General features: G+C 63.9%; 10 protein-coding genes and 2 tRNA genes. 8 read left to right on the forward strand and 4 right to left on the reverse strand.

The features are described from left to right. Positions 1–42: 42 nt before the first annotated feature. Complete coding sequence (locus ACE3UG_RS06405; RefSeq protein WP_374621201.1) at positions 43–792, reverse strand: CerR family C-terminal domain-containing protein; 750 nt, start codon at positions 790–792, stop codon at positions 43–45. A gap of 102 nt (positions 793–894) precedes the next feature. Here ACE3UG_RS06405 and ACE3UG_RS06410 point away from each other — a divergent pair, with 102 nt between their 5' ends. The 3 genes from ACE3UG_RS06410 to ACE3UG_RS06420 all read left to right on the forward strand — a co-directional run bounded on the left by ACE3UG_RS06410 (position 895) and on the right by ACE3UG_RS06420 (position 5,410). Next, on the forward strand, positions 895–2,274 hold the full coding sequence (locus ACE3UG_RS06410) for an HlyD family secretion protein (RefSeq protein WP_374621204.1): 1,380 nt from the start codon (positions 895–897) through the stop codon (positions 2,272–2,274). Between the two features lie 124 nt (positions 2,275–2,398). Beyond that, complete coding sequence (locus tag ACE3UG_RS06415; protein ID WP_374621546.1) at positions 2,399–3,955, forward strand: DHA2 family efflux MFS transporter permease subunit; 1,557 nt, start codon at positions 2,399–2,401, stop codon at positions 3,953–3,955. 6 nt (positions 3,956–3,961) lie between these two features. Continuing rightward, positions 3,962–5,410, forward strand: coding sequence for an efflux transporter outer membrane subunit (locus ACE3UG_RS06420; protein ID WP_374621206.1), 1,449 nt, complete (start codon positions 3,962–3,964; stop codon positions 5,408–5,410). A gap of 163 nt (positions 5,411–5,573) precedes the next feature. Here ACE3UG_RS06420 and ACE3UG_RS06425 read toward each other — a convergent pair. Then, a tRNA-Arg gene (locus ACE3UG_RS06425) sits at positions 5,574–5,650 on the reverse strand. Positions 5,651–5,805: 155 nt separating this feature from the next. Continuing rightward, positions 5,806–5,882, reverse strand: a tRNA-Arg gene (locus tag ACE3UG_RS06430). 406 nt (positions 5,883–6,288) lie between these two features. On the opposite strand from ACE3UG_RS06430, the gene ACE3UG_RS06435 reads away from it, so the two are divergent. Then, positions 6,289–7,941 carry an AMP-binding protein gene (locus tag ACE3UG_RS06435; protein WP_374621208.1) on the forward strand — a complete coding sequence of 551 codons (1,653 nt, stop codon included), beginning with the start codon at positions 6,289–6,291 and terminating at the stop codon, positions 7,939–7,941. A 210-nt stretch (positions 7,942–8,151) separates the two neighbouring features. Here the strand turns inward: ACE3UG_RS06435 and tcdA are convergent, their stop codons facing one another. Continuing rightward, entirely contained in the window at positions 8,152–8,988 is an 837-nt protein-coding gene (gene tcdA / locus ACE3UG_RS06440) for a tRNA cyclic N6-threonylcarbamoyladenosine(37) synthase TcdA (protein ID WP_374621549.1), read from the reverse strand. A gap of 19 nt (positions 8,989–9,007) precedes the next feature. Here tcdA and ACE3UG_RS06445 point away from each other — a divergent pair, with 19 nt between their 5' ends. The 4 genes from ACE3UG_RS06445 to ACE3UG_RS06460 all read left to right on the forward strand — a co-directional run bounded on the left by ACE3UG_RS06445 (position 9,008) and on the right by ACE3UG_RS06460 (position 14,559). Next, entirely contained in the window at positions 9,008–11,071 is a 2,064-nt protein-coding gene (locus tag ACE3UG_RS06445; protein ID WP_374621211.1) for an AsmA family protein, read from the forward strand. A 376-nt stretch (positions 11,072–11,447) separates the two neighbouring features. Further along, positions 11,448–12,095: a pyridoxamine 5'-phosphate oxidase gene (gene pdxH / locus ACE3UG_RS06450; RefSeq protein ID WP_374621214.1), complete on the forward strand. Its 648-nt coding sequence runs from the start codon at positions 11,448–11,450 to the stop codon at positions 12,093–12,095. Between the two features lie 113 nt (positions 12,096–12,208). After that, entirely contained in the window at positions 12,209–13,420 is a 1,212-nt protein-coding gene (locus tag ACE3UG_RS06455) for a class I SAM-dependent methyltransferase (protein WP_374621217.1), read from the forward strand. Then, positions 13,417–14,559 carry a DUF72 domain-containing protein gene (locus ACE3UG_RS06460; RefSeq protein WP_374621219.1) on the forward strand — a complete coding sequence of 381 codons (1,143 nt, stop codon included), beginning with the start codon at positions 13,417–13,419 and terminating at the stop codon, positions 14,557–14,559. The genes ACE3UG_RS06455 and ACE3UG_RS06460 overlap by 4 nt, the downstream gene beginning before the upstream one ends. Positions 14,560–14,649: the final 90 nt, after the last annotated feature.

The following is a 14,649-nucleotide window of genomic DNA, read 5'->3' on the forward strand; positions in this document are numbered from 1 at the left end:
GGCACCGAATGGTACCCCCGCCGGGGGGCATTTGCGCCGGACTTACCTGGCCGACGTGCGCTGCCTGACGATTCGCTCCAGCAGGTACTGCGTCTGTTCGAGCACCGCTTCGCGCACGAGCCGGTTGCGCTCGGGATTGGGCTCGTTGGCCCACCCCATCGAACAGTCGACGGAGCGGCGCATCACACGAAACGCCATCCCCAACGTACTGATACACACGGCGCGAATACGCATCGCCTCGTTGTCGGGCGCCACCCCCGCGAGCCGCGTCACGATATTGGCCCCCACGGCGGAGAGCCGGCTCGAGAAGCGCTCGTGAAACACCTTGAAACCCGCCTCCGGTCCGAGTCCTGCCTGCTCACGGGCCATGAACATGTGCCAGCCTTCAATCTCCGGCACTTCCTCCATGAACCCCGCCTTGCGGTTCTGTAGCCCGCAAAACGCGTCGATGAGTTGTTTGTCGGTCGCGCCCGGATCGGCCACCACGCGCTCGGCCACCTCGATGGCTTCGCCCATCTGCCCCATCACGAGGCTCACGATGTACTCGACGCACGCCGTGTACACCCCCTCCTTGTTGTCGAAGTAATACTGCAGCGCAGGCGCGTTCACCCCCGCCTCGTTCGCGATGTCGCGGGTGGACGCCCCCGCAAATCCATACTCCCCGAAACACTTGATCGCCGCGAGGATGATGCGCGCGCGCGTCTCCTCGCCACGTTGATACCCCGTGTCAACCGCATGCCGTGGTCGCGCGGCTGCGCCCTTCGCACGGCCAGCGCGTGAAGCTCCTGTCATGGATGTCCTTGCTTGCCAAAACTTTCGTCAAAAATATAACACTTGACATAAATCGATCAACTGGAATAATTCTGCCGAACGGAATAATTTGGGAAACTGCTCATGACCACCGCAGCACCGGTCGAACCTGCGGACCCCGCGCGCCCCATCGCACGCGAGCCCGGCACCCCGGCCGCCAAGGCCGCTGACACCGCTAACACCGCCGACACCCACGACACGCCGCAATCGCCGATTCAGACGACATCCCCGGCCAATCCGCTTCGCAAGAAGATACTGCTCGGCGCGCTGGCGTTGGGCGTCGTCGCGGGTCTTGGCTGGGGCGCCGACTGGTGGTGGGTCGGCCGCTTCATCGAGTCGACCGACGACGCCTATCTGCAAGCCGACAGCATGACCGTCGCCCCCAAAGTGGGCGGGTACGTAACCGAAGTGCTGGTGGGCGACAACGAAACGGTGGCGGTCGGGCAGCCGCTCGCGCGGCTCGACGCCCGGCAATACCAGGCGGCTTTCGACGAGGCGCAGGCGAGTGTCGCGGCCCGCGAAGCCGATATCGCGCGTGCCCAGGCAGAGCTCTCCCAGCATGCGTCAGCGATTGCGCAGGCCCGCGCCGAACGGGACAGCGCACGGGCGAACGCCGCGTACTCGGCCGGCCAAGTCAAGCGCTACGTCCCCCTCGTGGCCACCGGCGCGGAAACCGACGAGCGCCTCGCTGAACTGCGCAACGCCAGCGCCCGCGCCGACGCCGCACTCAAGAGCAATGAGGCCAGCGTGCAGGAAAGCGAGCGCCAGACGGGCACCCTCACGGCGGCACTGGCACAGGCTCAGGCTCAATTGGCGGTGGCGCAGGCGAGCGCGCGCAAAGCGGAACTCGATCTCGCCGACACCGTCGTCAAGAGCCCGTTGGCCGGACGCGTCGGCGATCGCGCGGTGCGCGTCGGCCAGTTCGCCCAGCCGGGCACACGCCTGCTCACGGTCGTGCCCGTGCAGAACGTGTATCTGACGGCAAACTTCAAGGAAACTCAGGTCGGGCACATGCGGCCCGGCCAGCCAGTGACGGTTTACGTCGATGCGCTGCCGGGCGAGCCAATCCACGGGGTGGTCGACTCGCTTTCGCCAGGCACCGGTGCGCAGTTCGCGCTGCTCCCCGCGCAAAACGCGACGGGGAACTTCACGAAGATCGTGCAGCGTGTGCCGGTGCGCATTCGTCTCGACGTCCCGACGTCGCTCCGCGCGGTATTGCTGCCGGGCCTGTCGGTAACCGCAGACGTCGATACCCATCGCCATGCGGCGGCGACCTCCGCGAGCGCTGTTACGCCCGACATCTCTGCCACCCCCGCCGGACAGGCAAATCGGACGTCGGGCGCATCGGCAACACAACGCTCGCACAGCACGCCACGCGATGCGCTCGTCGGCCTCGCAACTCACGCGCCGGTGAACGCCGACGCCACACCATCGTCCGATCATGACGCGGCGCACCGTGGCTGAAGCTGACGCGGCGAACGCCGCCTCGCCTGCGTCGGCCACGCCCGCTCCGTTGAGACGAGACCAGGCGCGTAGCGCCGTGGCGGCGGGCGGCGGTGGCCGTGCAGGCCGTGCGGGCCATGACGCGGTGAGCGCCGACGCGCCACGCAATGCGTCGGCGTCGGACTGGATCGCCGTCGCGGCCGGTGCGCTGGGCGCGCTGCTCGCCACGCTCGACATCTCGATCACCAACTCGGCGCTGCCGCAGATTCAGGGGCAGATCGGCGCGTCGGGCACCGAGGGCACGTGGATCTCGACCGGCTACCTGATGTCGGAAATCGTCATGATTCCGCTCGCCGCGTGGCTCACGCGCGTGCTCGGGCTGCGACGCTTTCTGATGCTCAACGCCGTCTTCTTTACCCTCTTCTCGATGATGTGCGGAGCGTCGAGCAACCTGTCGGGGATGATCGTCGGCCGCATAGGCCAGGGCTTCGCGGGCGGGGCAATGATTCCGACGGCGCAGATGATCATTCGTACGCGCCTGCCGCGTCACCAGATGCCGGTCGGCATGGCGATGTTCGGCCTGATCGTGCTGCTCGGCCCGCTGCTCGGCCCGGTGGTCGGCGGCTGGCTGACCGAGAACGCCAACTGGCGCTGGTGCTTCTTTCTGAACCTGCCGATTTCGGCGGCGATCGTCACGTTGCTCATGCTTGGCCTCAAGCGCGAGCCGCCCCATCTGCAGGCGTTCTTCAAGGCGGACTGGCTGGGCATCGTGGGCCTCGCCATCGGCCTGAGTTCGCTCACCGTCGTGCTCGAGGAAGGACAACGCGAACGCTGGTTCGACTCGAATTTGATTCTCTGGCTCTCGGTCGCGTCCGTCATCGGCATCGGCATGATGCTGGTGGCACAGTTCACAGCCGAGAAGCCCATCGTCAAGCTTACGCTGCTGGGCAACCGGAATTACGCGAGTGTGATCTACATCGTGTTCACGGTCGGCGCGGGTCTCTACGGCGTGTCGTATCTGCTGCCGCAATTCCTCGCCTCGATCGCGGGCTACAACGCGCAACAGTCGGGCAACATCATGCTGCTCTCGGGGCTGCCTGCGTTCCTGATGATGCCGTTCCTGCCACGCCTAATCAGCCGCGTGGACATCCGTCTGCTCGTGATTCTCGGGCTGCTGTGCTTTTTCGCCAGTTGCATGCTCGATGTCGATTTGACGGCACAGAGCGTCGGACACGATTTCACTCTGTCGCAATTGCTGCGCGGTGTGGGGCAGATGCTCGCGATGATGCCGCTCAACCAGGCATCGATGGCCGCCGTCGACACGCAGGACGCGGGGGACGCCGCCGGTCTGTATAACATGGCCCGCAACCTCGGCGGATCCGTTGGGCTCGCGTTGCTCGGCACATTGATCGACCGCCGCACCGATTATCACGACGCCATGCTGCGCGAGACGATCACTGCCAACAACCCACTGGGGCAAGCCCATCTCACGGCCAATGCGGCAAGCTTCTTCGCACAGACGGGAGATAGCGTTCACGCCCAATTGCAGGCCACTGCTCAGCTTGCCGCCGAGATTGCGCGGCAGGCGAGCGTGATGACGTTTTCCGAAACTTTCTACGCACTGGGCATCGCGCTGCTGCTTTGCGTGCCGCTTGCCCTGCTGCTCAAGCAACCGACCGGATTCAGCACCGGCGGGCATTGAACAATCATGACGCTTCATTTCCGAACGCTGGTTTTCACAGCCACCCTACTCGTCGCCGGATGCACCGTCGGCCCGGATTATCGCGGCGCACCCAAGGTGGCGGGGAACGCACTGCGCGCAGGCGCGGCGTTTGCGCATGCCGGGACAGGCGTCGAGGCGTTCGCGCCCGCAGTCGCGCGGTGGTGGACTGCGCTTGGCGATCCGCAGCTCACGGCGCTCATCGACGACGCCATCGCCCACAGCCCTGACATACGCGCGGCCCAGGCGAAGGTGCGTCAGTCGCGCGCGAGCCTGCGCAGCCATCGGGCTGACCTGCTGCCGAAGGCTGGCGTCGATCTCGCTTCGGTGCGCACCCGCTCGCCCGACCTGAGCCTGCTCGGTAGCTCAGGCAACAGCAGTGGCCGCGGCCCGCTCGACCTCTTCGTCGCCGGATTCGACGCGAGCTGGGAAGTCGATTTGTTCGGTGCAACGCGGCGCGCCGTCGAAGCCGCCAGTGCCGACGCAGATGCCGCGTCGGACGATCTCGCTGACGCCCACGTGCAACTCGCCGCCGAAGTCGCACAAACGTACGTTGCGTTGCGCGATCAGCAGGCACGGCTGGGTCTGGTGCGTGATTCGGCACGACTCGAGAGCGAGATGCTCGCGCTCACCCGTCAGCGTCGCGCGGGGGGCGTCGCGTCGGAACTCGATGTCGAGCGGCTCGTCACGCAAGTGGCGCAGACGCAATCGCACGAGTTGCCGCTCGAAGCCGATATTATCGAATCGCTCGATCAGTTGGCACTACTGACGGGTCGCGCACCAGGCACGCTGGATACGGCGTTGAAAACGCCAAAAGCGCTACCGAACCTGCCGGCGAAGGTCGCCATCGGCGATCCGTCCGAGTTGTTGCAGGCGCGACCCGACATTCGCGCGGCGGAACGTCGTCTGGCGTCGCAAAATGCGCAGATCGGCGTACAGACCAGCCGCTGGTTTCCCAAGCTCTCGATCATGGGCGAACTCGGATATTCGGCACTGGATCCGGGCCATCTCGTGCGCAAGGACAATTTCAGTTGGATGGCGATGCCGCGCCTGCAATGGAATGTGCTCGACTTTGGGCGCGTGCAGGCCGGAGTCGACGGCGCGAAGGCCGGACGCGATCAGGCACAGGCAACGTATGAAAGCACCGTGCTGAGCGCATTGCGCGACGCCGATGTGGCGCTGGCACGTTATGGGCATCTGCGCGAAAACGTCAACCGGCTGCGCAGCGTGGAGGCCTCGGCCACGCGAGCGGCAACGCTGACACGTCAACGCTATCGCGCCGGCACCGCGAGCACGCTCGACTGGCTCGACGCGGAGCGCACCCGCTTTTCCGCCGAGCAAGACCGGATTGCGGGCGATGCGCAGCTTCTCAAGGCGTTCGTGACATTGCAAAAGGCGCTGGGCCTGGGATGGCAGGTGGGCTCGACGATCGGGTGAGCACCCACCTCATATCGCGCAGGCACGATGACGTTCGGACCTGGACGCCAGCATGCCGATCACAGCGAGCGTCGCCCGCGTGGCACCACGCTGTGCGTTTCGTACGCACAAACAAAAACGCTCCAGAAGCTTTCGCCTCTGGAGCGTTTTTTGCCAACTGGGTTGGCGCGGCTGGCAGGATTCGAACCCACGACCCCTTGGTTCGTAGCCAAGTACTCTATCCAACTGAGCTACAGCCGCACGTACAGCACACGAGACACCGATTTGACGATTTCAACGTCGTCGGCTGACCCTCTCAACGACGCAGGCCGAATGTATATGACACGCGGCGCGTCACCGGGAAGGACTCTCCCGAAAAACTAAGGGTCTCCCCGTGAGGAGACCCTCGAATTAAGTGGCGCGGCTGGCAGGATTCGAACCCACGACCCCTTGGTTCGTAGCCAAGTACTCTATCCAACTGAGCTACAGCCGCGTCGTGAGAACAGAATTATGTAAGAAACCAGCCCGCCACGCAAGTGATTTTTGCAATTCTTTTGCCATACCTCCGATTTGCCCGTCTCAGCGGACGTTTCATGCGGGATTAGCGCGGAATCCCCCTCACTGGCAAGTCTTTGCCGCTAGAGCAATTACTCCACGCAAACCCGCGTCAAATCAGGGCTTTCCATGTGCTCGCGCCGGAGATGGCACGGTATGCTACGGCTTTTTGCAGCGCGTCGAACGATGGCGCGTGTACCGCGCACGCGAGACCGGGTCGGGACGACAACCGGTTAGGAACCCGCTCTCCCGTTGTCAAAAAAAAGCGATGAAACCACGCACCGCTCGCCCCCTCTTCCCCCGGCGACGACGATGCGATAAAAACCAAATTCAAGGAGGCGCTCATGGAAAAAGTCTGGCTCAAGAGCTATCCGCCCGGTGTGCCGGCCGAGATCGATGTCAACCAGTATCGTTCGCTGAACGACCTGTTCCTGCAAAGCTGCCATAAGTTTGCAAATCGTCCGTCGTTCACGAATCTCGGTGTCACGCTGACCTTCGCCGACCTCGAGCGTGAATCGCGCAACTTCGCCGCGTATTTGCAAAGCCTGCCCGGGCTGGAACGCGGCTCGCGCGTGGCGATCATGTCACCGAACCTGCTGCAATATCCGGTCGCCGTTTTCGGCATCCTGCGCGCGGGGATGGTCGTCGTCAACGTCAATCCGCTCTACACCGCAGGCGAACTCGAGCACCAACTCAAAGACGCCGGCTGCGGGGCCATCGTCGTGATCGAGAACTTCGCCGCCACGCTGCAAAAGGCGTTGCCCAACACGCCCGTCAAGCACGTCATCACGACTGCCATTGGCGATCTCGTGCCCGCACCGAAGCGCTGGATCGTGAACTACGTCGTGCGTCACGTGAAGAAGATGGTGCCGGCGTGGAATATCGCCCACGCCGTGCCAATGCGCACCGCGCTGGCGCAAGGCGCACGCGCCAAACACCACGAAGTGCAGTTGGGCCACGACGACATCGCCTTCCTGCAATACACCGGCGGCACCACCGGCGTCGCCAAGGGCGCCATGCTCACGCATGGCAACATGCTCGCCAACATGTTGCAGGCGCGCGCCTGGATCGGCGAGGGCCTCGAGGAAGGCAAGGAGATCATCGTCACCGCCCTGCCCCTCTATCACATCTTCTGTTTGACGGCGAACTGCCTGGTGTTCCTCCAACTGGGCGCGCTGAACCTGCTGATCACCAACCCGCGCGACATGCCCGGCTTCGTGAAGGAACTGGGGAAGTGGAAGTTCACGTTCATGACCGGGGTGAACACGCTCTTCAACGGACTGCTCAACACCCCAGGCTTCGACCAGCTCGACTTCAGCTCGCTCAAGTGCGCGCTGGGCGGGGGCGCGGCCGTGCAACGTGCGGTGGCCGAGCGCTGGCAGAAGGTCACCGGCCATCCGCTGATCGAAGCCTATGGGTTGACCGAGACGTCGCCCGCCGTGTGTATCAACCCGCTTGGCAGCGAGTTCAACGGCTCCATTGGCCTGCCGATCTCGTCGACCGAGGTGAGTATCCGCAACGACGCCAACGAAGCGCTCGGCTTCGGCCAGGAAGGCGAAATCTGTGTTCGCGGCCCACAAGTCATGAAAGGCTACTGGAACCGCCCCGACGAGACGGCGAAGACCATCACGCCCGACGGCTGGCTGCGCACAGGCGACATCGGCACGATGGACGAACAAGGTTACGTGCGCATCACCGACCGCAAGAAAGACATGATCATCGTGTCGGGCTTCAACGTCTATCCGAACGAGGTCGAGAGCGTGTTGGCCATGTGCCCGGGCGTACTCGAATCGGCGGTCGTCGGCGTGCCGAGCGAGCGAACCGGCGAAGCGGTAAAGGCCGTGATCGTCAAGAAATCGAAGGACCTGACCGAGAAGGCGATCGTCGACTTTTGTCGCGAACACCTGACGAACTACAAAGTGCCGCACGTGATCGAGTTCCGCACCGAACTGCCGAAGACCCCCGTCGGCAAGGTGCTGCGTCGCGAGCTGCGCTAACGCGTCGCTACGTTGGGGCGTTTCCTCGGGCGCAACACCTTTTGGAGTCCGTTGCGCCGCATCGCCAATGGCCGGGAGCGATCCCGGCCATTTTCATCTCAGCCACCGCCACGTCGCCGCCTGCGTCGAACGAAACACCCCGTTTCGTAACCTTTGGTTACAGACGTTGTGCGCTCACCTTGGTAAAACAAGGGCACGTCGGCCAGGACTTCAGTTGGCACCCGTCGCGAGCCGCGTCAGAACGTGAGCAGCGGCTGCCATGCCGAAGGTGACTGTCACACACATGCTCGAGCCGAAACCGGCGCAGTTCAGGCCCTGTGGCCCGGCAGCGGGGTCCGGCCCCTCACCCGGCGCGCACGCCGCTTCCGGGTATTGCAGCGGCTCATCGGAGTACACGGCAGGCACGTTGAACTTGGCTTTCGGTCCACGGACAAATCCATGTTGCTTGCGCAATTGCGCACGTACTTTCGCAAGCAACGGATCCTGGATCGTGCGGGCGAGATCGTCGACGCGAATACGTGTCGGATCGATCTGACCGCCGGCCCCGCCAACGGTGATCAGACGCTGCTTGTGCGCCACGCACCACGCAATGAGCGCCGTCTTTACCCGTACGCTGTCGATGGCATCGACAATCCAGTCAAAGCCGCCACTCAGCATGACATCGAGGTTTTCCAGCGCGACGAAGTCCTCGATGAGCGTAAGCTGGCAGGCAGGATTGATGGCCAAGATTCGTTCGGCCATCGCGGTCACTTTGGGTTTGCCGTAGTTGCCGTCAAGTGCGTGCACCTGACGATTGGTATTGCTTTCGGCGACGTTATCGAGGTCGATGAGCGTGAGTCGGCCCACGGCGCTACGCGCCAGCGCTTCGGCCACCCACGAGCCCACGCCGCCGATGCCGATGACGGCCACATGCGCCTGGCGCAGGCGTGCGAGGCCGTCGTCACCGTACAAACGGGCGATGCCGCCGAAGCGGCGGTTCGCGTCAAAATCCTCCTCCGATGGCGTGGCAGGCACCGGAGCAACAACGATCGACGGGGTACTGTTCATGATGCGATGGATAACGTCCTTGAAATGGCTGGCGATCACGTTGGTCGCCATCGTGCTGGCATTCGCGGCGTTCATCACGTGGTTCGACTGGAACTACGCGCGGTCTTTCATCGACCGGGAGGTGAGCACCGCGACCGGTCGTCCGTTCCAAATCCGGGGCGACCTTTCGCTGCACTGGCTGGCCCCGAACGCACAGGCCCCAGGACTGGGGCGATGGCTGCCGCGGCCTCGCCTGATCGCGAATGATATCGTGTTGGGCAACGTTGCGTGGAGTCAGACGCCCAACATGCTGACGCTCGGCCGGCTCACGTTCTCGCTCGAATGGCTGCCACTGCTCGACAAGCGAGTGGTACTGCCCGAAGTCACATTGGCCGCACCGAAGCTCTTCATCGAGCAACAGGCCGACGGGCAAAACAACTGGACCTTCACGAAGGGCGACGGCAAGCCGTCGCCGTGGACGCTGCGCATCGGCCGCCTGATTCTCGAAGACGGCGTGGTACATGCCAATCTCATTCCTCAGCAGCTCGATCTGAGCGCGAACATCGCCACCATCGACGGGCAGGCGCCTTACGGCATCGGTGTCTCGCTCAAGGGCACCTTCCGAAAAGTCGCCGTCACCGGCAAGGCCCGCGCAGGCGATGTCCTCTCACTCGAAGATACCGGCGATCCTTACCCGCTCGACGCTAACGTCCGCATCGGCCGCACGCAGATCGCTGCGCAAGGCACGTTCACGAATCCGGCCACGCTGTCCGCGCTCGACATGCACCTGCATCTCTCGGGGCCGACGATGGCCGACCTGTATCCCATCACCGGCGTGCTGCTGCCGCAAACCCCCGCCTACGAGACCAATGGCCATCTGCTGCATACGGCCGGCGAATGGCGCTACGAGCGCTTCCAGGGCAAGGTCGGCCAAAGCGATCTCGCGGGCACGCTTGTGTTCCGTGAGCGGCAGCCGCGCAACGTGCTCCAGGGCGCCGTGGTGTCGAATCAGTTGCGGCTGGCCGATCTCGGCCCGGTGGTCGGCGCACCGAACCCCTCGGGAGGCGGCGATCTGACGGCCAAGCCGAAAGCGCCGCCGTCCGACAAAGTGCTGCCCGTCGAACCGTTCAAGACCGATCGCTGGCGCGCCATCGACGCCGATGTGCAGTTCACGGGACGCAAGATCATCAAGGACAAGAGCCTGCCGATCGACAACCTCGTCACCCACCTGGTGCTCGACAACGGCGTGCTCTCGCTGCGCCCACTGGAGTTCGGCGTGGCCGGCGGGCGCATCACGTCGACACTCGTGCTCAATGGACAGGCCGAGCCGATGAAGGTCGATTCGCAGATTTCGCTGCGCCACCTGAAGATGAAGCAGTTGCTGCCCGGCGTCGACCTCATGAAAACCAGCGTGGGTGAAGTCAACGGCGACGCCGCACTCACCGCAACCGGCAACTCGATCGCCGCGCTGGCCGCCTCGTCCAACGGCGAGGTCAAGGCGCTCATCGATCGCGGCTCCATGAGCAAGCTGTTGCTGCAGTATCTTGGGCTCAACGTGGGCAACATCGTCCTGACGAAGCTCTTCGGCGACAAGCAGATCGAGATGCGATGCGCGGCAGCAGACTTTGCCGTGCGCGACGGGGTCATGGACACGCGTACGTTCGTGATCGATACCGACGACACGAGCATCGGTGTCACCGGCCAGATCGATCTCAGGCGCGAGCATTTCAATCTGACGGTCCGGCCCGAGCCGAAGCACTTCGGTCTCCTGTCCTTGCGCTCGCCACTCTATGTGCGTGGCACGTTCAAGCATCCGGATGTCGGCGTCAGTGTCCCGACGCTGATCGCACGCGCGGGGGGCGCCATCGCGCTGGGCGTGCTCGCTCCTTACACCGCGCTCGTGCCACTGCTTGAACTCGGCCCGGGCAAGGACAGCCCATGTCGCGAACTGCTCGCCAGCCTGCAACATCCGCCGAGCCGACATCCTGCCGAGGTCGCACCGGTGCCCGGCGCCGCAACGAAAGGAGGCCAAGCCGAGAGCGACCGCCGCCGGCGGGCACCGGCAGCCGGGCCCGCGTTCGGCCCGGGCCGTGAAGCGCCATGAAGCGCCATGAAGCGCCATGAAGCGACTTGTTGCGACTTGTTGCGACTTGTTGCGACGTGAAGCGACGTGAAGCGACTTGATGCGACGTGATGCGCCCGACATTGATGACGAACACGTCGCGCAGCCAGCGCAATGCCCGTGTTCGCCACGGGGTGGGGTCGCTACCGCGTCACTCGATTCCGTGGCGTGACGATCACGGCAGCCCGAAACTACTTCATTCGTTAAATAATATGCTCCGGACGTCAAATGTCCATTCCACGGGGCGTTCGGGGGATCGATGCGCACGCAATGCGGCAAATCGTCACCTGCGCACATTCGCCGACTCTTCGCTATACTGTGTCGCATCCTCTACCGAAACACACCGACAACGATCGTCGTGACCCAGACGCTTTCTCTCGCGGACCTGCGCAAAAACTACGCCCTCGGCTCCCTCTCCGAGACCGACGTGGCGTCCAGCCCGTTCGATCAATTCCGATTCTGGTTCGAGCAGGCGCTCGCGGCCCAAATACCGGAACCGAACGCCATGACGCTCGCCACGGTCACGCCGGACGGCCGGCCGGACGCGCGTATCGTGCTGATCAAGGGCGCGGACGAAAGCGGTTTCACGTTCTTCACGAATTACGAGTCGCGCAAAGGACGGGAACTCGCCGCCACTCCCTACGGCTGCCTGCTGTTTCACTGGATCGAACTCGAACGCCAGGTGCGCATCGAGGGACGTGTCGACAAAGTGAGCGATGCCGAAAGCGATGCGTATTACCATTCGCGCCCGGTGGGCTCGCGTCTGGGCGCGTGGGCCTCGGTACAAAGCGCCGAAGTGGCGGATCGCAGCATCATCGAGCAGCGCGAAACGGAGTTCCGGCGCCAGTTCGGCGACGCCCCGCCACGCCCCCCGCACTGGGGCGGGTACCGGCTCGTGCCGGAGACCCTCGAGTTCTGGCAGGGCCGCGAGTCGCGCCTGCATGATCGCATCAAATATTTCCGGCTCGCCGACGGATCGTGGCGCGTGGCGCGCCTGTCCCCGTAAGCGTTGCGTCGGCGACGCCGGCGCGCTACGCCTGTCCGCCGTTCGACAACGGGGACATCGCTGTGCCGTCCGGCGCGGAGTGAAGTTTTTTTGGTGACACTTGGAGCACATCCATGTTGTGGGAGAAAAAACTCGAAAACTGGGTCAGCGGCGTCAAGACATCCTCCAACCTGCCGATCCGCCTCGCGCTCTGGAACGGACAGCACTATGATTTCGGTGCCTTCGACAACCCCAGCGTAACGTTGCGCATCAACGGCCCTGCGGCCATGACGCGTCTGCTCAGTCCCAGCCTCGACAATCTCGGCGAGGCCTACGTGAAGGGCGAAATCGACGTCGAAGGCAAGCTCGTCGACGTCATCGACATGAGTTACGCGCTCGCCGGCAGCAGCCTGACGACGTTGGGCCCACTCGAACGCGCGGTCCGCCACTTCAATCACAGCAAGAAGTCCGACAAGCGCTCGATCGAGTTCCACTACGACGTGTCGAACGCGTTCTACCAACGCTGGCTCGACAGGAACATGGTCTACTCGTGCGCCTACTTCGAGAACGGCGACGAAGACCTCGACACGGCGCAAGAAAAGAAGATCGATCACATCCTCACCAAGATCGAGTTGCAGCCGGGGCAAACGCTGCTCGATATCGGCTGCGGCTGGGGCGCTCTGGTCATTCGCGCCGCTCAGAAATTCGGGGCGAAATGCGTTGGCGTCACGCTCTCGCAGAATCAGTTCGATCTGGCGACCGAGCGGGTCAAGTCGCTCGGCCTCGAGAACCAGATCGACATCCGCCTTCAGGACTACCGCGACGTGGAAGGTCCGTTCGACCGCATCACGAGCGTGGGCATGTTCGAGCATGTCGGGCGTCGGCATCTTAAGGACTACTTCGCCAAAATGGCCTCGCTGCTCAAAGACGACGGTATCGCGATGAATCACGGCATCACGTCGACGGATCCGGATAGCGGCGAGACGGCGATGGGCGGTGGCGAATTCATCGACAAATACGTGTTCCCGAACGGCGAGTTGCCGCATATCAGCCTCGCGCTCGAGTCGATGCAGCGCGGCGGGCTCGAAGCGAGCGACGTGGAAAGCCTGCGTCGGCATTACGCGCGCACACTCACGCTGTGGTCCGAGCGCTTCGAAGCGCACGCACCGGTTCTGCGCGAGTTGGTGGGCGAAGAGCGCTTCCGCGTCTGGCGCGTGTATCTGGCCGGATGTGCGTATGCGTTCGAGCACGATCACGTCTCGCTCTATCAGATCGTTTGCCGCAAGGCGGGCCTCTCGGCCAAGCGCCTGCCCTGGTCGCGTCGTTACATGTACGAGAACCGATGAGCCAGTTCGATCTGTTTGGCGCGGCGCCTGACGATCCCCCGACAGGCCGACGTGCCAGACAAGTCGATGACACCATCGCGCCTGCCGAAAGCGTTCCACGCCGCAGCGGCGCAACGCGCCGCAGCGGTGTCGGTGCGGCCAGCGTCCCGCCCGCGATCCAGGCGCTGGGGGAGCGCTTGCCCGGCAACATTCGCCTGGGCACCTCGTCGTGGTCGTTCCCCGGCTGGAGGGGCATCGTCTGGGACGACGACTACAGCGACACCCAACTCTCGCGTCAGGGACTCACCGCTTATGCGAGGCATCCGGTGCTGGGCTGCGTCGGTATCGACCGGTCGTTCTACAAGCCGATGTCGATTGTCGAGTATCAGAAATACGCGCAGCAGGTGCCTGAGGATTTTCGCTTTCTGATCAAAGCACCGAGCGTGGTCACCGACGCGCTCGTTCGCGGGGAGAAAGGCGAAGGCGTGCGCACAAACCCGTGCTTTCTCGACGCGCGAATCGCAGCCGAGCAGTTTGTGGCCCCCTGTCTGGCCGGACTCGGGCCGAAGGCTGGCGTGCTGGTGTTTCAGATGTCGCCGCTGCCCGTAGAGTTGTTGCGCGACGTTCCTGAACTGATTCAACGCATCGAAGCGTTCTTCGCCGCCTTGCCGCCGTTATCGCCGTTACCGCAAGGCGAAACGACGCCGGACGGCAAAGCCGCGCCAGGGCCATGTTACGCGCTGGAGATTCGCGACGGTGCGTTGCTCACGCCACGTCTCATGCGGGCGCTGGGCCAGTTGGGGGTGCGCTATTGCATCGGTCTGCATGCGCGAATGCCGCACGTGGAGCGTCAGGCTGCGGCACTGGCCATGCTCGACGACGTCGGCGCCGGCCCCCTCATCGTGCGCTGGAATCTGAACAGCACACATCGCTACGAGCAAGCCAAGGCGAAATACGCGCCGTTCGACAAGATCGTCGATCCCGATCCGACAACGCGCGACGTGCTGGCCGCGCTCGCCACGCATTACGCCCTCGCCGGTCATCCCGTCTATGTAATCGTCAACAACAAGGCCGAAGGCTCGTCGCCGCTGTCGTGCCTGGCGTTGGCTGAACGCATCGCCGGGTTGTCCCAGGCGGCATCTGGCGCCGGCACGGCATGAAATCGGTCCGCCCGGCACGACGAAGCGCTTCGACGCCAAAGAAAACGACAATGGCCTGAGCCGGCGCAGACACCGGACTCAGGCCATCGT

The sequence above is a fragment of the Pandoraea sp. genome (assembly GCF_041919235.1).
Classification (GTDB): domain Bacteria; phylum Pseudomonadota; class Gammaproteobacteria; order Burkholderiales; family Burkholderiaceae; genus Pandoraea.

Coding starts and splice junctions, on each gene's coding strand:
- ACE3UG_RS06405 (WP_374621201.1), bottom strand. CDS start 792: ATGACAGGAGCTTCACGCGCTGGCCGTGCGAAGGGCGCAGCCGCGCGA.
- ACE3UG_RS06435 (WP_374621208.1), top strand. CDS start 6,289: ATGGAAAAAGTCTGGCTCAAGAGCTATCCGCCCGGTGTGCCGGCCGAG.
- ACE3UG_RS06410 (WP_374621204.1), top strand. CDS start 895: ATGACCACCGCAGCACCGGTCGAACCTGCGGACCCCGCGCGCCCCATC.
- ACE3UG_RS06420 (WP_374621206.1), top strand. CDS start 3,962: ATGACGCTTCATTTCCGAACGCTGGTTTTCACAGCCACCCTACTCGTC.
- ACE3UG_RS06460 (WP_374621219.1), top strand. CDS start 13,417: ATGAGCCAGTTCGATCTGTTTGGCGCGGCGCCTGACGATCCCCCGACA.
- ACE3UG_RS06455 (WP_374621217.1), top strand. CDS start 12,209: ATGTTGTGGGAGAAAAAACTCGAAAACTGGGTCAGCGGCGTCAAGACA.
- tcdA (WP_374621549.1), bottom strand. CDS start 8,988: ATGAACAGTACCCCGTCGATCGTTGTTGCTCCGGTGCCTGCCACGCCA.